We start from the raw sequence: 19,032 nt of genomic DNA, 5'->3' as shown, positions 1-19,032 counted from the left end.
GTAATGACATTATTTCCCTTCCTCATAGGCTGATAGTCCCGTGATCTCTCGTCCCTGTGCCAATTTGTGCAGCAACGGTGCCAACTCCTCCATCAGAGCCAGCTCCTTCTGCGTGCGCGCTTTCCAGCCCAGATTCAACGAGGCCATTAATTCGGAAAGGCGTTCGCCGTCGAAGATACGGCGACGCAGAATTTCATCAACAAAAACCTGTAAAGCATCAGGTGCAAGTTCGTGTCGGGCGGCAATGTCACTGAGTTCTTTCACCTTCTTCTCTGCCTTGAAGTGTTCAAAACCCGTTCGAATCTGTTTTTCGTTTAATGCTTCATTTACCGGCAGGCCACGGATGTACTCAGCAATATCTTCACGCTCGTCGATAAACTTGGCATCAGACTGGATCAGGCCAATGAGTTCTTCGCGGTTAAGAGTGAGCTTACCTGGTTTCTGCTGAGTCAGGTTAGCAATTAGCCCCATGATGTAGTCATAATCAATAACTGCAGAAGCAAAGAGTACAAACTCAAAATCGAGTTGTTGCACTTCTGGTGGTGTCTGGTCTTTATCTTGTTGTTCCTTCAATCGTTTGGCTGTTTCCAGATATACGCCCTTGAATCCTTGCAATTGATCTGACGGTACTATGCTCTCAATCTGTTGCTTCTGCTCTTCAGAAAGATCAGTATATTGGTCAAGCTGAGTTTTGAGTCTCTGAACATCCTTGAACAGATTTACAAATTGCGCTCTAGCGACATCACCTTTAAGGTTGGCTACTTCTTCCGGTGCATTAGTCAGTCCCTGTGATCGCATAAAATCGGCCAGCTTTTGCGTGGCATTTTGCAGATTATCAATCACTTTTGGCGCGGCATCTACCAACCAGATCTCACGCGGGTTATCAATTTGCTCACCAGAAAAGAGCGCAATGGCCCCTTCTACCGATTTCTGTTGTTGACGAAAATCGAGAATGTTGCCGTATGGCTTGGTATCATTGAGAACACGGTTAGTTCGTGAGAATGCCTGAATTAAACCATGGTGTTTGAGATTTTTGTCCACGTACAATGTATTAAGGTATTTGGAGTCAAATCCTGTAAGCAGCATGTCCACTACGATGGTGATGTCAATTTTTTGCGCGGCAGATAAGTCTGTGTTGGGATACTGCTGATCCTTGATGCGCTTTTGTACGTCCTGATAGTAAGAATCAAATTCGCTTATCCGATGATTGGTCCCGAAACGGGCATTGTAATCGGCAATGATACGAGTAAGTGCAGCTTTCTTACCTTCAGGATCTTGCTGGTTATCTTCTTTCTCCTGAGGCAGATCTTCCTGTATCTGCTGAACGTCTTTGTTACCTTCAGAAGGTGGGGAAAACACGCATGCTATGTTCAATGTTCGGAATTCAGCCTCTTTTTCCGCATTTTGTATCTGAATGCTGGAAAATAACTCAAAATATTCGATGGCGTCGTTGATGCTAGCTGTAGCCAGAACAGCGTTAAATTTGCGTCCGTTGGTAGCAGAATCGTGCTTGGAAAGAATGGTTTCGATAACCTTAGATTTAGCTATCCCTTCGCCGGGCTTAGGTGGATTCTTTCCTTCGGGTTTGAAATAGTCTATGTGAAAGCGTAAGACGTTGCGATCTTCGATAGCATGAGTAATGGTGTACTGGTGCAAACACCGATCAAATAAGTCTTGAGTGGTACGTAGGCTAGCTTGCTGGCCTTCGATTTGTTGGTAGCTGGCATTCGACTCAAAGATGGGCGTCCCTGTGAAGCCAAAAAGCTGGGCGTTCGGGAAAAATTCTTTTATAGCCTTGTGATTTTCGCCAAATTGCGAACGGTGGCATTCATCGAAAATAAACACTATACGGGCGTCTCGTAATGGCTCCAGACGCTCTTTGTAGTTACGTTTATTTGTTCCGTCCAGCGCCAGACCCAACTTCTGAATAGTCGTAACAATAACCTTATCAGCATAGTCGTCGGACAAAAGTCGACGCACCAGTGTTTCAGTATTGGTGTTTTCTTCTACGCAGCCTTCCTGAAAACGGTTAAATTCTTCCCGGGTCTGGCGATCCAAGTCTTTACGATCCACTACAAAAAGGCATTTTTCAATGTCTGGATTGTCTTTGAGCAAAGTGGATGCTTTGAAAGAAGTCAGCGTCTTGCCTGAACCTGTGGTATGCCAGATGTAGCCGTTTCCGCAATTCTGATGAATGCATTCGACGATAGCTTTGACCGCATAGATTTGGTACGGGCGCATCATCAAAAGTTTCTGTTCACTGGCAACCAAAACCATATAACGGCTGATCATTTGTCCCAGTGTACATTTGGCTAAGAACTTATTGGCGAAGCTCTCTAGCAGGGTAATTTTTTTGTTATCTTCACTTGCGAACTGGTAAACCGGCAGAAAGCGTTCATCGGCATTAAAGCTAAAATGTCGCGCATTATTGTTAGCGAAGTACCAAGTATCAGTACGGTTGCTGACGATGAAGAGCTGAATGAAACACAGCAGTGTCTTTCCGTAACCATTGCCAGGATCGGTTTTGTAATCCACGATTTGCTGCATAGCACGGCGTGGGCTAACAGACAGCGTTTTAAGCTCAATCTGCACCACTGGAACACCATTTATGAGCAGCATTACATCATAGCGGTGATGGCTGTTCTCGGTGTTAATGCGTAACTGATTCACAACCTCGAAATCGTTCTTACACCAGTCACGAATGTTAACCAGACTGTAGTTCAGTGGTGTTCCATCATCGCGCTCGAAGCTGTTGATATTGCGTAGTGTCTGAGCTGCGTTGTACACATCAGGTGTAATAATGGTATCGAGAAGGCGCTGGAACTCACTATCGGTCAAATGCACCTTATTGAGAGCTTCGAACTTCTCCCGGAAATTTTTTTCGAGGGAAGCTCGATCACGAATGTCCGGTCGGAGTGTATATTTTAGTTCAGCCAGCCGGGCAATAAGATCCAGCTCAATTTGGTTTTCGGTCGTACCCATCTGTGAATCCCTCGCCTCAGTATCACTTTACTTTTGTGCTTTGACCAAGCTGCTGTTTCGTGGAATGAGGCATTAAAAGTGAACTACTCAGCAGTGTTAGTTTTAGATTGATCCGGCGTTAGCCCGTGTGTCTTCGCATAATTCACAACCAAAATCTCGATCATAGAAGCAACAGAGCGACGTTCACGTTCAGCAGCTTGGCGAAGAAGTTGTTTAATGTCGGCAGATGTGCGTATAGAAAGTGTTTCATCTTTAAGGCGTGTCATAAGCGGAACCCGCAGAACTAGGGCTTGTAAATGTAATGCATTTTGCATTGCAACGCTACTAAACACAATGGGTACTGATTGACTGAATAAAACCATTGCTCTCAAAATAATTCATATTAATTTCAGCCACATATAACTTTTCACCCGCCATATAGCCCCTCTAGTTCGCCATAGGCGGGTATTTGTCTAAATTATGACTAACTAAAAGAAGGTGACCAAGCCATTAGCAATATTACCCGTTTTGAATCAAAAGACAGAGTATGACTACTCAACTAAATAAGGTTATAAATCATTGCAATGGGTTACTAATTTTAGCAAAATCAAACGGATTAACTCCCTTCTCCCGGTTCGCATCCAGATAATCCGCCCACCACTGCAACATCAACCTCCTCTCCCCCAGATGCTCCGCCTTATGAATATAAGCTGCCCGCACTGAGCTACGTTCCTGATGACTCATCTGCCGCTCCACAGCATCCCTGGACCATAATCCAGACTCAATTAACGAACTGCAAGCCATCGTCCTGAAACCATGCCCACACACTTCCGTTTTCGTGTCATACCCCATCACTCGCAAAGCCTTGTTCACCGTATTCTCGCTCATGGGTTTACGCGGATCATGATCACCTACAAAAATCAGCTCTCGATTCCCACTCATGCTTTTGATCTTTTCCAAAATGTCTAGAGCCTGCCGCGACAAAGGAACAAGATGGGGCGTCCGCATCTTTGAACCACGCTGTGAATATTTAACACCGTCCAGCGCTTCACGCTCACCGGGGATCGTCCACATGGCCGTTTCAAAATCCACTTCTGTCCAACGTGCAAAACGCAGCTCGCTTGAACGGATGAAAACCAACAACGTGAGTTCAACAGCCAGTCGGGTTAACGGTCTGCCAGAGTAATGATCAATGCGATGTAGTAATTCAGGAATGCGGTTAAGTTCTAATGCAGCACGATGCTGTCTTTTCGCCGTAGCAACCGCACCAGCAATCTCTTGGGCGGGATTGTAGTCGATTAAGCCGCTCTGAACGGCAAAGCGCATAATCGCGGTAGTGCGCTGTTGTAAACGGGCGGCAACTTCAAGACGCCCGGATGACTCGACGGCTTTGATGGGTACAAGTAGCTCCCGAGTCTTCAGTTCAGCAATGTTTCGCTTACCGATGGCAGCAAAGAGATTATCTTCGAGACTTTTCAATACACGAGCGCTATGTGATGCAGACCACTTCTGATTGCTGGCGTGCCAGTCTCTTGCAACCACTTCAAACGTTATCGCCTCTTGCTCCTGCTCCACCTTAACAGCTTTCTTGTTCTCACTGGGATCAACACCATTAGCTAACAGCTTACGGGCTTCGTCCCGGCGCGCTCTGGCATCCGCCAACGACACTTCAGGGTATTTCCCCAGCGCCAGCATCTTCTCTTTACCACCGAAGCGATAACGCAGTCGCCAGTATTTGGAGCCGTTAGGGTGAACCAGCAAAACCATGCCTTCACCGTCAGCCAGTTTGTAGGCTTTTGCTTCAGGCTTTGCCGAACGAACCTTCACATCACTCAGAGCCATGATGAGTATCCTTTCAAGGGTTCTGTGTGGGTACAAACATTATCGAACCGGGATATACCCGCAGTTGTACCCGCATCAGTAAGTTGATGTAGATTGAATCAGGTTGACTTAGGTTGAGTGAAAAAGCGAGGAACGCCTTGCGGATACTGGATTTCGGGCACAAAAAAAGACGTCCGTTGACGTCTATTGATGTTCCGATGGTGCCGAAGGCCGGACTCGAACCGGCACGTATTTCTACGGTTGATTTTGAATCAACTGCGTCTACCGATTTCGCCACTTCGGCACTGAAGGGGATGCGGAAACGTTGTGGATTATACCTGTCGCGCGCCGCCATGCAAGCGGCGACGCGCTAAACCTACGCTAAGTGCCCAAAAAACCAGCGCCCTGTCATTCTACCTCGGAAACCGCCAGCCGAATCACGCCTGCCGCCTTCTGCTCTGGCAGCGCCAGCACCTTCGCCCACATCTCCTGCACCATGTCGCAGGAGAGCTTCTCTTTGCCCACCGCCTTCTCCGGCATCTGCAGCAGCTGGATGTCCTCGCCGTACTTGTCGGCCAGCGTTTTCATAATCGGGCGGACATCCGTCACCGCGGCTTCGCGTTCTTCCGGGGTCACGGTGTGGCGGTTTTTGCCATAGGCCGCGCGCATCATGTCGGCGTCGGCCTGCATGCGCCGCGTCATCAGGTCTTTATCCAGCATGCGCATCGGGTTGACGCCCCCTTTCACCGCGGGGTAGAGGAAGCGGAAACAGGCGTCGTCGCTCACCTTCTGGATGGCGGCGGTCTGCTCCATGTTGATCGTCATATAGTTCACCACGTTAGCGTCCGGCGCGTTTTGCAGGCGCGACATCTGCAGATGCAGGATCTGCGGCTGGATGGTGTCGATAATCTTCTGCTCCGGCTCGCCGGCTTTTTGCAGGGCCGCCATCTGGTCAAGAATGCGCTGATGAAGCACAGGCTCCTGCTCTTTAATCACCTGCCAGGCGGGCATTGCGTTGAGGGTGGTATCAAGCTGCTGTTCGGGGGTGTGCTGGCGTTGTTTGTCGAAGTAGACCCAGAACGCCACGACGGCGGCCAGGAGAGTCACCACGACTATACGGATCCACGTTTTATTCATCTCGCATCCTTTTCTTTTCGCTATGCCGGTTTACACCGGCACGCCGCTGTGAAAGCGAAACTCATTGTCCGGTGTCGAGATAAGTGTGGCTTCAATTTCGCCAAAAAGCTGTATGCGCGGTGAGATATCGTCGTCGCTCACCTGTTGGGCAAGCGTCAGGTAGTCCTGATAGTGGCGCGCTTCCGAGCGCAGCAGCGAGAGATAAAACTTCTGCAGATCGTCGTCGAGGAACGGGGCCAGCGCGGCGAAACGCTCGCAGGAGCGGGCTTCGATGTAGGCACCGCAGATGAGCTTGTCGATAAGCGTCAGCGGTTCGTGCGTGCGCACCGCTTTCAGCATCCCTTTGGCGTAGCGGCTGGCGGTGATTTTGACGTACGGAATGTCGCGCGCCAGCATCGCCTCGCGCACCTGCCAGAAGTGGTGCAACTCTTCTTTGATCAGCAGCACCATGCTGTCGATAAGCGCCTGGCCCCACGGGTCGTCGGTTTTGGGCATGACGCTTTTGCTAATCTGCTTATGCAGGGCCACAAAATCCGGTTCCGGGCCTTCGCGGAAGGTGAACGCTTCGTAGGGTCTGAGCCAGTCGAGCAGCACGTCGGCACCGCTTTCATCGGCGACGTATTTGCGCACCAGCAGCAGCGCGGTCTGGGCGGCCTTGAGCTCGCACACCATGTGGTCGGTGAGCAGCAGCGGCAGGTTCGCCGGGTCGCGGGCTTTATCAATCCATGCTTGCGGGGTCGGGCACTGGAGGAAGGTAAGAACAGGGGCGAGTATCTGCGGGTAATCCATGGTTCTGCCTTGAAAAAGCGGTGGCGCGCGCCACCGCCTGAAACGCTTAGTGACGCACGCCGTCGTCGTCTTCGTCGATGAAATCTTCGTCGTCGCCTTCTTCGCCGTCTTCACCGTTCGGATCTTCGAAGTAGGTTCCCCAGCCGTCGTATTCCACTTCAAACTTCTCGGCCAGGTTCATCAGCTGTTCGACCTGAGCGTCGATCAGTTCTGCTTTCAGCGCGCCTTCGCTCAGAATATCGCAGCAGATGACGGTGTCGCCCTCTTCCACTTCCAGCTCTTCCGGCTCGGTCACTTCGTAACCCAGTTTGAAAGCCTCTACCGCCAGTTTTTCCAGCGCGTCGAAATCGTCAGCAGAGAAATGGTGCTCGATGGTGTACAGCGCGTCCGGATCGCTACCGTCTTCCAGCAGTTCTTCGATAATCAGGCGCGTCTCTTCGCGTTGCTCTTCCAGGTGTTCCGGGTTTGCCATGGCTCATTCCTCTTTAAAGTGCGGCAGATACTTCTATTTTCACACACGGACGGGTTTGCCTCCACCTTTGTTGGAAAGATTTGTGAAACGGGGTTGCAAATGAATAATTAGACATATAAAGTGAATTTTAATTCAATAAGTGGCGTTTGCCATGTGAGGATAAAATGTCTGTTCTGTACAAGAAACACTTTCTGAAATTGCTCGATTTTACCCCTGCACAGCTCAATTCCCTGCTGACCCTTGCCGCTCAGCTTAAAGCCGATAAAAAAAAGGGTAAGGAAGTACAAAAGCTTACTGGCAAAAACATCGCGCTCATCTTCGAAAAAGACTCAACCCGTACACGATGCTCTTTCGAAGTTGCCGCATTTGACCAGGGCGCGCGCGTCACGTATTTAGGGCCGAGCGGCAGCCAGATTGGGCATAAAGAATCAATTAAGGACACCGCGCGGGTACTCGGGCGGATGTACGATGGCATTCAGTATCGCGGTCACGGCCAGGACGTGGTCGAAACGCTGGCGCAGTATGCAGGCGTGCCGGTGTGGAACGGGCTGACCAACGAGTTCCATCCGACGCAGCTGCTGGCGGACCTGCTGACCATGCAGGAGCACCTGCCGGGCAAAGCGTTTAACGAGATGACGCTGGTTTATGCGGGCGATGCGCGTAACAACATGGGTAACTCGATGCTGGAAGCGGCAGCGTTAACCGGGCTGGATCTGCGTCTGGTGGCACCGAAAGCCTGCTGGCCGGAAGAGCGCCTGGTGGCGGAGTGCAGCGCGCTGGCGGAGAAGAATGGCGGGAAGATCACCCTGACGGAAGAGGTCGCGGCCGGCGTGAAAGGGGCGGACTTCATCTATACCGATGTGTGGGTGTCGATGGGCGAGGCCAAAGAGAAGTGGGCCGAGCGGATTGCCCTGCTGCGCGGGTATCAGGTGAACGCGCAGATGATGGCGCTGACCGGTAACCCGGACGTGAAGTTCCTGCACTGTCTGCCGGCATTCCATGACGACCAGACCACACTGGGTAAGCAGATGGCGAAAGAGTTCGATCTGCATGGCGGAATGGAAGTGACAGACGAGGTGTTTGAATCGGCGGCGAGCATTGTGTTTGACCAGGCGGAAAACCGGATGCATACCATTAAGGCGGTGATGGTGGCGACGCTTGGGGAGTGATCCTCTGTAGTCTTGTGCCCTCACCCCGGCCCTCTTCCACAGGGAGAGGGCGTAAACCGGCGCCGCTTCATTGATTTTTCCGCCTGAAAAAGGTACGTTTTCGCCTTAATTCCTGCGTGGACATACCAGCATTATGCCGATTATTCAGTCTGTTGAACGTGCGTTGCAGATCCTCGACCTGTTTAACGAGCAGGCCACCGAGCTTAAGATCACCGACATCAGCAAACTGATGGGGCTGAGCAAAAGTACCCTCCACTCGCTGCTGAAAACCCTGCAGCTTCACGGCTATATCGATCAGAATCCGGAAAACGGTAAATATCGCCTCGGCATGAAGCTGGTTGAGCGCGGTCATTTTGTGGTGGGCTCAATCGATATTCGTCAGAAGGCGAAAGGCTGGCTGACGGAGCTGTCGCAGCGTACCGGGCAGACCACCCATCTGGGGATCCTGGACGGCCGTGAAGGCGTTTATATCGAGAAGATTGAAGGCAAGCTGGCGGCTATCGCCTATTCGCGCATTGGTCGTCGGCTGCCGGTTCACGCCACCGCCATCGGCAAGGTGTTGATTGCCTGGCTTGGCGAGGCCGAGCTGAACGCCCTGCTTGAGGGCTATCAGTACACTACCTATACCCCTTCCACCCTTGCCTCCCGCGACGCGTTGCTGGAGGCCCTCGCAAAGACCCGCGAGCAGGGTTACGCCTTCGACCGCGAAGAGAACGAGCAGGGCGTGCGCTGCGTGGCGGTACCGGTGTGGAACCATGAATCCCGCGTGATTGCCGCCCTGAGTCTGTCGACGCTGACGTCGCGGGTGGATGACGCCGAACTGGCCAGCTTCCGCGAGCAGCTTCAGCAGGCCGGGCTCCAGCTCTCACGCGCGCTGGGTTACCCGGCCTGAGCCGCTATTTCGTGAGCGGTTCGTAGGTGAAGTAATCAAAGTCAGCGTGGCAGCCGTCACCGCTGATGTCTTCGCAGTGCAGGCCGACAAACGCGCCGGTAAAGAAGCCGCGCCCACCGATGTAGTCATCCGACAGTTTCCACGCTTCATACGTCACCGGCACGGTGTGCCACGTCTCACCGTCAAACGAGTAGCTGTAACGGTAAACCAGGGTGTCGACGTCAACCCGTAACCAGATGCTCTCTGCGCTGTCCGGTACCGGGATCGGCTGTTCATGCAGCGGCCACGACGGCACGTTGTGGTCAAGCTGGATCACTTTGATCGTTCTGCCCTGCCCCTCCTCGTAGTCCACAAAGCAGTAGCTCCAGTTTTTACTGTTGTAGTAGCAGGTCAGCCCGGCGCTCTGCTGGAAGTGAACCGGCGAGAACTGCATGCGCGTCTCTGCCCGGAAGGCGAAGTGCTGCCAGCGGCGTGCCACGGTCGACTGGGTAAAGGTCGAGTTAAGCGAGTCGTTGCCGTAAAGCCGCAAATACCCCGGGCGCACGCTGAGCGAGCCGAGGGTGTCGTCGAACGGAATGCGCAGGGTCTGCAGCTCCGGGTCAAGCGTGCTGCCGTCGAAATCCTCCCGCCAGCGGTCCCGGGAGGCGGCGGGCTGCTCCGCTATCTGCGGGCCGGGGACGGTCAGCTGCGCGTGTTTGCCGCCGTCAACGTACGGCCAGCCGTCGCGCCATTCGATGCGCGCAATGCCGGTCTCGCGTCCCAGCGGGCAGTAGCCGCGCCCGCCCGAGGCCAGCAGCGGTATGCCCGGCAGGCGCAGCGGTCGGCTGGTGAGGTAGGCCATATACCACTCCCCGGTGTGGGTCTGCAGCAGCGAGCCGTGGCCGCTCTTCTGCAGCGGGTTCTCCGGCAGATGCCAGCTGGTCATCATCGTCACGTCCGGATGCAGCTCGTACGGCCCGTCGAGCGTTTTTGAGCGCAGCACCACCACCGCGTGTTCATAGCTGGTGCCACCTTCGGCGACCATCAGGTAGTACCAGCCCTCTTTACGATAAAGGTGCGCCCCTTCGGTGTAGCAGAGCGGCGTGCCGGTAAACAGGGTTTTGCGCTCGGGCGAAAGGGTGCCGGTCTGCGGGTCAAACTCCTGCATCACGATGGTGTTATGCGGGTTGCTGTGATGGCGCGGCCCCCACGGCCGGTAGAGATAGTATTTGCGGCCATCGTCGTCGTGGAACAGCGACGGGTCAAACCCTCCGTTGCCCATCGGGATTGGTTCGCTCCACGGCCCCTCGATGGAGGGCGCAGTGACGAGGAAGTTACGGCCATTTTTCCACGGCGAATCGACAATTTTCACGTCGGTGTACAGTAGCCAGAATTGGCCATCGGCGTAGCTCAGGCACGGCGCCCAGATGCCGCCGGAGTCCGGGTTGCCCTTCATGTCCAGCATCGACACCCTGTCCAGCGGCGTGCTGACCAGCGACCAGTTCTTCATGTCGCGGGAGTGGTAGATGCGCACGCCCGGAAACCATTCAAACGTCGAGGTGGCGATGTAGTAATCCTCCCCCTGACGGCACAGGGACGGGTCCGGGTTGAAGCCGGTGAGGATCGGGTTTGTTATCGTTGTCATGTTGCCTCCTGTTAATGGGATGCGGCTGTCGCAGCGTCGGGCACGGCGTCACCCTGCGTTGCACGGTGCTTAATCAGCTGCTGGCTGATGGCCGCCACGCGGGCGTCGGTGAGTTTGTAGAACGACAGCATGATGAACATGCCCACGTAGAGCACCACCGGCACCACGCAGAACAGAATTTTAATGGTGGTCAGCACTTCGACCGGCTGCACGCTGCTGCTGGCGGAGTAGTTCACATACGCCAGGATCCAGCCCACCACCGCGCCGCCAATCGCCAGACCGATCTTCAGGCTGAACAGGTAGGTGGAGAACACCAGCCCGTCGAGGCGGCGTCCACTGCGGCTCTCCTCGTAATCCACCACGTCAGAGGCCATCAGCCACTGCAGAGGCGTGGTGGTGTTAAAGACGAACAGGAACAGAATGTTAAGGGCGAAAATCAGGGCGATATGTTCGGCCGGGATGAAGAAAATCAGCAGGCTGATCAGGGAGTAGGCCACGATTATCCACTTGAAGGCGGTCACCCGGTCAAAGCGCCCCAGCAGGCGGGATGAGCAGAGCGAACCAAACATGGTGGCGAGGCTGCCGTAAAGCAGAAACTGCGTCGCCATCTCCGGGTGATCCATGACGTATTTCACGAAGTAGAGCGTCGCCCCGCCGCGGACCACGTTGGAGCAGGTCGCCATCATCTTGAACGCACACATAATGCGCCACTGGGTATTGCCGAACAGAAGCTTGAGGTCTTTCGACACCGACGACCCCGGCTGCACCTCAAAGGTGTAGCGCTCTTTGGTGGTGAAGAAGCAGACGTAGAGCAGCACCACGCCGCTCAGCCCCAGCACGCACATGGCGCCGAAATAGCCGACCTGCTCATCGCCTTTACCAATGATGCTCACCAGCGGCAGCGCAATGCCACTGATGGCCAGCGATCCCGCCGCCGCGAGGAAAAAGCGCCAGGACTGCAGCGCGTGGCGCTCTTTCGGGTCAGCGGTGATGACGCCCGGCATGGCGCAGTAAGGGACGTTAACGAAGGTGTAAACCAGGGTCAGCAGAATGTAGGTTATGCAGGCGTAGATGATTTTACCCTGCGCGGAGAAGTCCGGCGTGTAGAAGGTCAACACGCAGACAATCCCAAACGGGATCGCGCCCCACAGCAGGAACGGACGGAACTGGCCGTGACGCGTGCGTGTGCGGTCAACCAGCAGCCCCATCAGCGGATCGGTGACGGCATCCAGCACGCGGGAAACTAAAAACAGCGTCCCCATAATGCCCGCCGACAGGCCAAACACGTCGGTATAGAAATAGGCCAGCAGGAACATGGTGGCCTGCCAGACAAAGCCGCAGGCGGTGTCACCCAGCCCGTAGCCAATTTTATCTTTCATGGTTAATTGCATCATTACCCCCAACGGCAGTACGTGGAACAGTGCAAACGCCAGGGTCCTGATTCAGGCAAATAAATGCCCGGTGCATCATCAGGAATACACCCTTATTTCGTGTGCTGAATTCACAACATCGTGTTAATAGAGTGTAATTAAGTGTTCAATTAACCGACAATGGTCATATCTTATTTCTGAATTATGATATTTTGCTTTTGTGACGCCACTCGACATCCTGATATCATTTAAAGACCTTTCTTTTCATGTAATTAGATTATTTACGCAATAATAAAAAACAGACATGCAAAAGCCGTCCACGGAATATTTTCCGTAGACGACAAGAGCCAGAAATATAATTAAAGACCGAGCGCTTTTTTACCGGCGTTAATTACCTCGATGATTTTATCGGTGTCATAAATACACCCTTTCCAGGTGCCGCCGCTCACCGACTGCAGAGCCGCCCACAGGCGGGTATCGTCCGGCAAAAATGCGTGGGCGTGCAGGTCAGGATGCACCGGACGCGACGCCAGCACGCGCGCCCCCTCTTCCGGCCTCAGCGGCTGTTCCGCCGTGCCGATAAAGTTAACGCTGCCCGTTAAGGACAGGCGGTCGACGCTGATCTCAATGATATCGTTGTCGCGCAGCTTGCCGATGGGGCCACCTGCCAGCGCTTCCGGCGACACATGGCCGAAGCACGCCCCGGTTGATACCCCCGAGAAGCGCGCATCGGTGATCAACGATACCGTCTTGCCCCACGAGATATGTTTTAGCGCGGAAGTCAGCTGGTAGGTCTCTTCCATGCCGGTGCCGGACGGGCCTCCGCCAATCACCACCATAATATCGCCCTGCTGGATCGCCTCCTGCTTGATGGCCTTAATAGCCTGCGCTTCAGAGACAAACACCCGCACCCGTCCGGTATGGCGGTAAACGCCATCGTCATCCACAACAGACGGGTCGATGGCCGTGGCTTTGATCACCGACCCTTCGGGCGCGATATTGCCGGTCGGGAAGCAGACCGTCGAGGTCAGGCCTTTCGCGTGGGCGCGTTCAGGCGGCAGGATCACGTCATCCGGATCGACGCCGTCCTGCTCGCGCAGGCACTGACGAAAACGCGCCCGACGCGCTGAGTTTTCCCACCAGTCGAGGTTCTCCCCGACCGTCTGGCCGGTAACGGTCATGGCATCTTCATGCAGCAGCCCCAGCTTGCGCAAATGGAGCATAACCTCCGGCACGCCGCCCGCCAGGAAAGCACGCACCGTCGGGTGGTAGTCCGGGCCGTTTGGCAGCACGCTCACCAGACGCGGAACCTTACGGTTGATGCGCGTCCAGTGCGCCACATCCGGAATGGTGCAGCCCGCCGCATGGGCAATCGCCGGGATGTGCAGCAGCAGGTTGGTGGAGCCGCCAAACGCCGCGTGAAGCACCATGGCGTTTTCAATGGCTTTGTCGGTCAGGATATCGCGGGTCGTGATCCCACGGTTATCCAGCTCGCTCACCGCCCGCGCAGACTGACGGGCAATCTCCAGCCACACGGCCTGCCCGGACGGGGCGAGCGCGGAGTGCGGCAGCGCCAGACCCAGCGCTTCGGCCACCACCTGTGACGTTCCCGCGGTGCCGAGAAACTGACAGCCGCCACCGGGTGATGCACAGGCGCGGCACCCCAGCTCGGCAGCCTCCTGCAGCGACAGCTCATGGTTAGCGAAACGCGCACCAATGGTCTGCACTTTTCCGGCATCTTCCCCCACGGTCGGCGGCAGCGTCGCCCCACCCGGCACCAGAATGGTCGGCAGATCATGCATGGAGGCCAGCGCAATCATGGTCGCGGGCAGCCCTTTATCGCAGGTTGCCACACCGATCACCGCGCGCCGCGTCGGCAGGGAGCGGATCAGACGACGAAACACGATCGCCGCGTCATTACGGTACGGCAGGGAGTCGAACATGCCGTGGGTGCCCTGAGAGCGTCCGTCGCACGGATCGCTGACGAAGGCCGCAAACGGGATCCCACCATTACGGGTGATCTCCTTCGCCGCCGCCTGCATCTGCATGCCAATCTCCCAGTGCCCGGTGTGGTAGCCCAGCGCAACAGGTCGCCCGTCCCCGGCGCGAATGCCCCCCTGCGTACCGATAATTAGCACCTCTTTGCCGGTCAGCTTGTTGGCGTCCCAGCCCATACCGGCGTTTTGCGTCATGCCAAACAGGTTACCGCTGGGGGATTCCATCAGCATTTGCGGGGTCAGCGGCAGCGCCCCCTGCGGCCCGGCCGCATGGGTGATGACGGCATAAAACGCATCGTCCTGTGGGGTAAAAATTTTCTCAATGGTCATCGTCGTCTTCCGGCTCAGCAGAGCTTGAGCTGTTGCAACAGGGTTTTCAGCTGCGCCTTACGCGGTTCATCCAGTGGCGACGCGGGCGGCAGCACGTACGTGGAGATCGGGCGGCCGCACAGCACAATCGCCTCTTTAATGACGTTCACAAACGGCGTATCAAGCTGATACATCTGCGGTATTTGCAGCAGGATCTGGTGGTATTCGGCCGCCTTCGCCACCTCCTGGTCACGCCAGGCCTTCAGCAGATTCACTGACACCTGCGGAGCAAAGTTACCGCTGGCCGAGATCGCGCCATCGCCCCCCAGCAGCAGGGTATTAAACAGATGATCGTCATAGCCGCACAGCACCGTGAAGTGCGGATGAGCAGATTTGACGGTGTGAATCATGCTGCGCAGATGGGCGACGGAATCGATCGTGTCTTTGATGCCGACAATATTGCTCCGCGAGTCGGCCAGGGTTTTGACCAGCGCCGGAGTCAGATCCTGCCCGGTCAGCGCCGGGAAGTTATACAGCATTACCGGCAGCGTGACGCTGTCTGCCACCTGTTCGAAATAGCGGATCAGATTCGCTTCGGACACTTTCCAGTAGTACGGGTTGATCACCACGATCCCGTCGGCGCCGGCCTGCTGCGCATGCTGGCTCAGTTCAAGGGTTTCCCGGGCGTTGGTGCCACCGGTGCCAATCAGCACCGGCACCCGGCGATCGACATGATCGATAGCAAACCGGGCAATGGTTTTACGCTCTTCGGCGTTTAGCTGGGAGAACTCGCCGCCGCTGCCCAAAAAGAACAGGCCATCGACGCCTGCGGCGATCAGGTCGTCGATCAACGCGGCGGTGCCGTGTTTATCAAGCTGTCCATCGGCGGTAAAGATGGTGGAGACAGGGGGGATGATTCCCGTGAACAACGCGGTCTGCGGCATGAGATCTCCTTGCTGAATTATTTTGTTCTACATTATAGAACATCGTTCATTAATTTAACGATCATACTATGACGCAGAAAAAGCGCAGGTAAATGGGAGGCGATGAGGGAGTGCGGAAAATCTAAGCTGGATCACATAATGACGGGCTGCGGCCTGATGCTTTCACCCTCTCCCACCGGAAGAGGGAACGTTTCACCCTTCTCTTACGCTAACAGGGCTTACCCCACCAGCATTTTCACCACCACTTTACGCACCTTCGCAGGCGCGCCCACCGCGCACAGCGGCTTGTGCACTTCGCCCGGATAGAACACCACAAAATCACCTTCACTTAACACCACCGTTTTCTCCTGCCCGCCATCGGGCAAAAACGCGATGTCTTTATCCGCCAGCCAGTCGGTATCCGGCGTACCGTGCGGCAGGGTACTGAAGGTCATCCCCTCCTGGCCTTTCATGATTATCTGAATATCCAGATAGCGGGCGTGATACTCAGCGCGGCGCTCGGCAAACGGCTGGGTCATATCTTCAGACACCAGATAAAACAGGCTGTTGCCGTCGATGTCGTGTTTGCCACAGGGGGTAGCATCGGTAACGTGCGCCTTGACGTACTCGATAGCCTGACGCAGTTCTTCAGGTAGCCAGGACTGCAGATGATGGATGTTGCCAGCGATCATAAATAAACCCTCAATATAAAACAGCGTTTCATTTTAATCTTTTATACGAGAATTCAGACTGTCCTACCACTGCTTTTTCGATGAGTTTTGCGCGAGCGCATGTTTATCGGGAAATGTGTTACTCCACTGTTAATCGCTCACAGGCATTTATGCAGTCTTTATGCATAACCTCAGCCCTCCGCTTTCAGGCCGTGATGCTAACTTACTGATCGTATACGCTTCATAGCAAAACTCTCTGTGACTTCACACTTTATCATTTTGGTAATTTGCTATTAAATCCCATAATTATTTATTGATTTTTCTTAAGTCAAAAATAGTTAATGGATAATAGTGCATAGTCATTCTGCGCGCCGTTTAATTATCATTAAAATCAATGGCATAACTAAATATGTCAAAACATTAAATTCTACAAAATAATAACAACTCCAAATAATGCCAACGGATCCTGCTTAGCTATTCACCCGCAAATATAATCAAATTAATCATTATCTGATACGAATCATGCAAATGAAAACAAACTGCTTAATAGCCATTCTCACGTGAGCGACGTCACAATATTCATTATTTAAGCGCCTACTATAAATCTCGAAATCAATTGAGCTTAGCCGCCATGTAAATAAAGACATCACATGGCGCATGCCCTTTTTATTCTGAAAAACAGTTAAAGGAATAATTATGGAAAAGCATTACGTCGGTTCTGAAATTGGTCAATTGCGTAGCGTTATGCTGCACCGCCCAAATTTAAGTCTGAAACGTTTAACGCCATCGAACTGCCAGGAGCTGCTATTCGATGATGTGCTCTCGGTTGAGCGGGCGGGTGAAGAGCATGACATCTTCGCTAACACCCTGCGCGAACAGGGTGTGGAAGTCCTGCTGTTGACCGACCTTCTCACGCAAACGCTTGATATTGCGGAGGCCAAAACCTGGCTGCTGGAGACGCAAATATCAGACTATCGCCTCGGGCCAACCTTTGCCGGCGACGTGCGCGGCTGGCTGGCAGATATGCCACACCGCGAACTGGCACGCAGATTAAGCGGCGGATTAACCTACGGTGAAATTCCGGCGGCCTTTAAAAATATGGTGGTGGATACCCACACGGCAAATGATTTTATTATGAAGCCACTGCCTAACCATTTATTTACCCGCGATACCTCGTGCTGGATTTATAACGGCGTGTCAATTAACCCGATGGCCAAAGCGGCCCGCCAGCGTGAAACCAATAATCTCCGGGCCATATATCGCTGGCACCCTGCATTTGCCGATGGCGATTTTATTAAGTATTTCGGCGATGAAAACATTAATTACGACCACGCCACGTTAGAGGGCGGCGACGTATTAGTTATTGGCCGCGGCGCAGTGTTAATCGGCATGTCTGAACGCACCACGCCGCAGGGCGTTGAGTTCCTCGCCAATAGCCTGTTCAAACACCGCCAGGCCGAGCGCGTCATCGCTGTGGAACTGCCAAAACACCGCTCCTGCATGCACCTCGATACCGTCATGACCCACATCGACGTGGACACCTTCTCCGTCTACCCGGAAGTGGTGCGCAAAGACGCTCAGTGCTGGACGCTCACCCCGGACGGCCGCGGTGGCCTGCTGCGCACCCAGGAAACGGATCTGCTGCACGCCATTGAAAAAGCGCTCGGCATTAATCAGGTACGCCTGATCACCACCGGCGGCGACGCCTTTGAAGCCGAACGCGAACAGTGGAATGACGCGAATAACGTGCTGACCATCCGCCCGGGCGTGGTGATTGGCTACGAGCGTAACGTCTGGACCAACGAGAAATATGACAAAGCGGGTATCACCGTGCTGCCTATCCCGGGTGACGAACTGGGACGCGGCCGCGGCGGCGCGCGCTGCATGAGCTGCCCACTGGAACGCGACGGAATTTAAAGGAGCCATCATGGAACGAAAACCCACTCTGGTTGTGGCGCTTGGCGGTAACGCATTGCTGAAACGCGGCGAGCCGCTGGAAGCGGAGATCCAGCGCCAGAACATCGAGCTAGCGGCCCGCACTATCGCCGGGCTGACGGAACAGTGGCGCGTGGTACTGGTTCACGGCAACGGGCCGCAGGTTGGGCTGCTGGCGCTGCAAAACAGCGCGTACGACAAAGTCACCCCCTACCCGCTGGACATCCTCGGCGCCGAAAGTCAGGGAATGATTGGCTACATGCTCCAGCAGGCGCTGAAAAACAATCTGCCCCAGCGTGAGGTGAGCGTCCTGCTCACCCAGGTGGAAGTGGACGCCGCCGATCCGGCGTTTACCAACCCGACCAAATACATCGGCCCGGTCTACAGCGAAGCCCAGGCAAAAACGCTGCAGGCGGAGAAAGGCTGGGTGTTCAAGGCCGACGGCAGCTATTTCCGCCGGGTGGTTCCCTCTCCACAGCCGAAACGCATCGTTGAGAGCGACGCCATCACGGCACTGATACAGCGCGATCACCTGGTGATCTGCAACGGCGGCGGCGGCGTGCCGGTGGTGGAAAACGCCAATGGGTATCACGGCATTGAAGCGGTGATCGACAAAGACCTCTCTGCCGCCCTGCTGGCGCGCCAGATTGAAGCCGATGCCCTGCTGATCCTGACCGATGCCGACGCGGTGTACCTCGACTGGGGCAAACCAACCCAGCGTCCGCTGGCACAGGTCACGCCGGAACTGCTCAGGGGCATGCAGTTTGACGCCGGTTCGATGGGGCCAAAAGTGGCCGCCTGCCGCGAGTTTGTCGAGGCCTGCAACGGCATCGCCGGGATCGGCGCGCTGGCCGACGGGGCAGACATTCTGGCGGGCGAGAAAGGCACGTTGATTCGCCACTGAACCGTATTTTCCCCTCACCTTCCCTCTCTCCCTGTGGGCGAGGGTCGGGGTGAGGGCA

General features: G+C 54.7%; 15 protein-coding genes and 1 tRNA gene. 5 read left to right on the top strand and 11 right to left on the bottom strand.

Annotated elements, in window-relative coordinates:
- Positions 1 to 9: 9 nt before the first annotated feature.
- The 6 genes from AAIR21_RS16260 to rraB form a co-directional block, all read right to left on the bottom strand.
- Positions 10 to 2,982 (bottom strand): type I restriction endonuclease subunit R, encoded by a 2,973-nt coding sequence (locus AAIR21_RS16260; RefSeq protein WP_434681528.1) that lies wholly within the window; start codon positions 2,980 to 2,982, stop codon positions 10 to 12.
- A gap of 555 nt (positions 2,983 to 3,537) precedes the next feature.
- Complete coding sequence (locus AAIR21_RS16255; RefSeq protein WP_434681525.1) at positions 3,538 to 4,803, bottom strand: tyrosine-type recombinase/integrase; 1,266 nt, start codon at positions 4,801 to 4,803, stop codon at positions 3,538 to 3,540.
- Between the two features lie 198 nt (positions 4,804 to 5,001).
- Positions 5,002 to 5,086: transfer RNA gene (locus tag AAIR21_RS16250), tRNA-Leu, on the bottom strand.
- Between the two features lie 104 nt (positions 5,087 to 5,190).
- Positions 5,191 to 5,919 (bottom strand): hypothetical protein, encoded by a 729-nt coding sequence (locus AAIR21_RS16245; protein WP_020885380.1) that lies wholly within the window; start codon positions 5,917 to 5,919, stop codon positions 5,191 to 5,193.
- 30 nt (positions 5,920 to 5,949) lie between these two features.
- A complete protein-coding gene (miaE, locus tag AAIR21_RS16240; RefSeq protein WP_020885381.1) occupies positions 5,950 to 6,708 on the bottom strand; it encodes a tRNA isopentenyl-2-thiomethyl-A-37 hydroxylase MiaE in 759 nt (252 codons plus the stop codon).
- Between the two features lie 46 nt (positions 6,709 to 6,754).
- Positions 6,755 to 7,180 carry a ribonuclease E inhibitor RraB gene (gene rraB, locus AAIR21_RS16235; protein WP_014168417.1) on the bottom strand — a complete coding sequence of 142 codons (426 nt, stop codon included), beginning with the start codon at positions 7,178 to 7,180 and terminating at the stop codon, positions 6,755 to 6,757.
- 120 nt (positions 7,181 to 7,300) lie between these two features.
- Here rraB and argL point away from each other — a divergent pair, with 120 nt between their 5' ends.
- The 3 genes from argL to xynR all read left to right on the top strand — a co-directional run bounded on the left by argL (position 7,301) and on the right by xynR (position 9,241).
- The gene (gene argL, locus AAIR21_RS16230; RefSeq protein WP_230075062.1) at positions 7,301 to 7,375 is read left to right on the top strand and encodes a putative translational regulatory protein ArgL; all 75 of its coding nucleotides are present in this window, start codon (positions 7,301 to 7,303) and stop codon (positions 7,373 to 7,375) included.
- Positions 7,345 to 8,349: an ornithine carbamoyltransferase gene (gene argF, locus AAIR21_RS16225; protein ID WP_020885382.1), complete on the top strand. Its 1,005-nt coding sequence runs from the start codon at positions 7,345 to 7,347 to the stop codon at positions 8,347 to 8,349. The genes argL and argF overlap by 31 nt, the downstream gene beginning before the upstream one ends.
- Before the next feature lie 133 nt (positions 8,350 to 8,482).
- Positions 8,483 to 9,241 carry a DNA-binding transcriptional repressor XynR gene (gene xynR / locus AAIR21_RS16220; protein WP_025205733.1) on the top strand — a complete coding sequence of 253 codons (759 nt, stop codon included), beginning with the start codon at positions 8,483 to 8,485 and terminating at the stop codon, positions 9,239 to 9,241.
- A 4-nt stretch (positions 9,242 to 9,245) separates the two neighbouring features.
- Here the strand turns inward: xynR and AAIR21_RS16215 are convergent, their stop codons facing one another.
- The 5 genes from AAIR21_RS16215 to AAIR21_RS16195 all read right to left on the bottom strand — a co-directional run bounded on the left by AAIR21_RS16215 (position 9,246) and on the right by AAIR21_RS16195 (position 16,156).
- Entirely contained in the window at positions 9,246 to 10,865 is a 1,620-nt protein-coding gene (locus AAIR21_RS16215) for a glycoside hydrolase family 43 protein (RefSeq protein WP_183516810.1), read from the bottom strand.
- An 11-nt stretch (positions 10,866 to 10,876) separates the two neighbouring features.
- Positions 10,877 to 12,259, bottom strand: a complete 1,383-nt coding sequence (locus tag AAIR21_RS16210) for an MFS transporter (protein WP_072126504.1) — start codon at positions 12,257 to 12,259, stop codon at positions 10,877 to 10,879.
- A gap of 335 nt (positions 12,260 to 12,594) precedes the next feature.
- Positions 12,595 to 14,562 (bottom strand): xylonate dehydratase YagF, encoded by a 1,968-nt coding sequence (yagF, locus tag AAIR21_RS16205; protein ID WP_063925713.1) that lies wholly within the window; start codon positions 14,560 to 14,562, stop codon positions 12,595 to 12,597.
- Between the two features lie 14 nt (positions 14,563 to 14,576).
- Positions 14,577 to 15,485, bottom strand: coding sequence for a 2-keto-3-deoxygluconate aldolase (gene yagE / locus AAIR21_RS16200; RefSeq protein ID WP_032681837.1), 909 nt, complete (start codon positions 15,483 to 15,485; stop codon positions 14,577 to 14,579).
- A 218-nt stretch (positions 15,486 to 15,703) separates the two neighbouring features.
- Positions 15,704 to 16,156, bottom strand: coding sequence for a YhcH/YjgK/YiaL family protein (locus tag AAIR21_RS16195; protein WP_151887288.1), 453 nt, complete (start codon positions 16,154 to 16,156; stop codon positions 15,704 to 15,706).
- Positions 16,157 to 16,831: 675 nt separating this feature from the next.
- Between AAIR21_RS16195 and arcA the strand changes: the two genes are divergently transcribed.
- Both arcA and arcC read left to right on the top strand, forming a co-directional pair.
- On the top strand, positions 16,832 to 18,052 hold the full coding sequence (gene arcA / locus AAIR21_RS16190) for an arginine deiminase (RefSeq protein ID WP_020885388.1): 1,221 nt from the start codon (positions 16,832 to 16,834) through the stop codon (positions 18,050 to 18,052).
- A gap of 10 nt (positions 18,053 to 18,062) precedes the next feature.
- Positions 18,063 to 18,974, top strand: coding sequence for a carbamate kinase (gene arcC / locus AAIR21_RS16185; RefSeq protein ID WP_014168407.1), 912 nt, complete (start codon positions 18,063 to 18,065; stop codon positions 18,972 to 18,974).
- Positions 18,975 to 19,032 lie beyond the last annotated feature (58 nt).

Origin of the sequence: Enterobacter sp. PTB (assembly GCF_051130085.1) — a bacterium.
In the GTDB taxonomy this organism is placed as follows: Bacteria; Pseudomonadota; Gammaproteobacteria; order Enterobacterales; family Enterobacteriaceae; genus Enterobacter; species Enterobacter ludwigii.
This window is presented reverse-complemented; position numbering and strand designations above follow the sequence as displayed.

Excerpts from the sequence above, each read along its gene's own strand:
- AAIR21_RS16210 (WP_072126504.1), bottom strand. The coding sequence starts at position 12,259 with ATGATGCAATTAACCATGAAAGATAAAATTGGCTACGGGCTGGGTGAC.
- AAIR21_RS16255 (WP_434681525.1), bottom strand. The coding sequence starts at position 4,803 with ATGGCTCTGAGTGATGTGAAGGTTCGTTCGGCAAAGCCTGAAGCAAAA.
- AAIR21_RS16215 (WP_183516810.1), bottom strand. The coding sequence starts at position 10,865 with ATGACAACGATAACAAACCCGATCCTCACCGGCTTCAACCCGGACCCG.
- argF (WP_020885382.1), top strand. The coding sequence starts at position 7,345 with ATGTCTGTTCTGTACAAGAAACACTTTCTGAAATTGCTCGATTTTACC.
- AAIR21_RS16260 (WP_434681528.1), bottom strand. The coding sequence starts at position 2,982 with ATGGGTACGACCGAAAACCAAATTGAGCTGGATCTTATTGCCCGGCTG.
- arcA (WP_020885388.1), top strand. The coding sequence starts at position 16,832 with ATGGAAAAGCATTACGTCGGTTCTGAAATTGGTCAATTGCGTAGCGTT.
- rraB (WP_014168417.1), bottom strand. The coding sequence starts at position 7,180 with ATGGCAAACCCGGAACACCTGGAAGAGCAACGCGAAGAGACGCGCCTG.
- miaE (WP_020885381.1), bottom strand. The coding sequence starts at position 6,708 with ATGGATTACCCGCAGATACTCGCCCCTGTTCTTACCTTCCTCCAGTGC.
- yagE (WP_032681837.1), bottom strand. The coding sequence starts at position 15,485 with ATGCCGCAGACCGCGTTGTTCACGGGAATCATCCCCCCTGTCTCCACC.
- AAIR21_RS16245 (WP_020885380.1), bottom strand. The coding sequence starts at position 5,919 with ATGAATAAAACGTGGATCCGTATAGTCGTGGTGACTCTCCTGGCCGCC.
- yagF (WP_063925713.1), bottom strand. The coding sequence starts at position 14,562 with ATGACCATTGAGAAAATTTTTACCCCACAGGACGATGCGTTTTATGCC.
- arcC (WP_014168407.1), top strand. The coding sequence starts at position 18,063 with ATGGAACGAAAACCCACTCTGGTTGTGGCGCTTGGCGGTAACGCATTG.
- AAIR21_RS16195 (WP_151887288.1), bottom strand. The coding sequence starts at position 16,156 with ATGATCGCTGGCAACATCCATCATCTGCAGTCCTGGCTACCTGAAGAA.
- xynR (WP_025205733.1), top strand. The coding sequence starts at position 8,483 with ATGCCGATTATTCAGTCTGTTGAACGTGCGTTGCAGATCCTCGACCTG.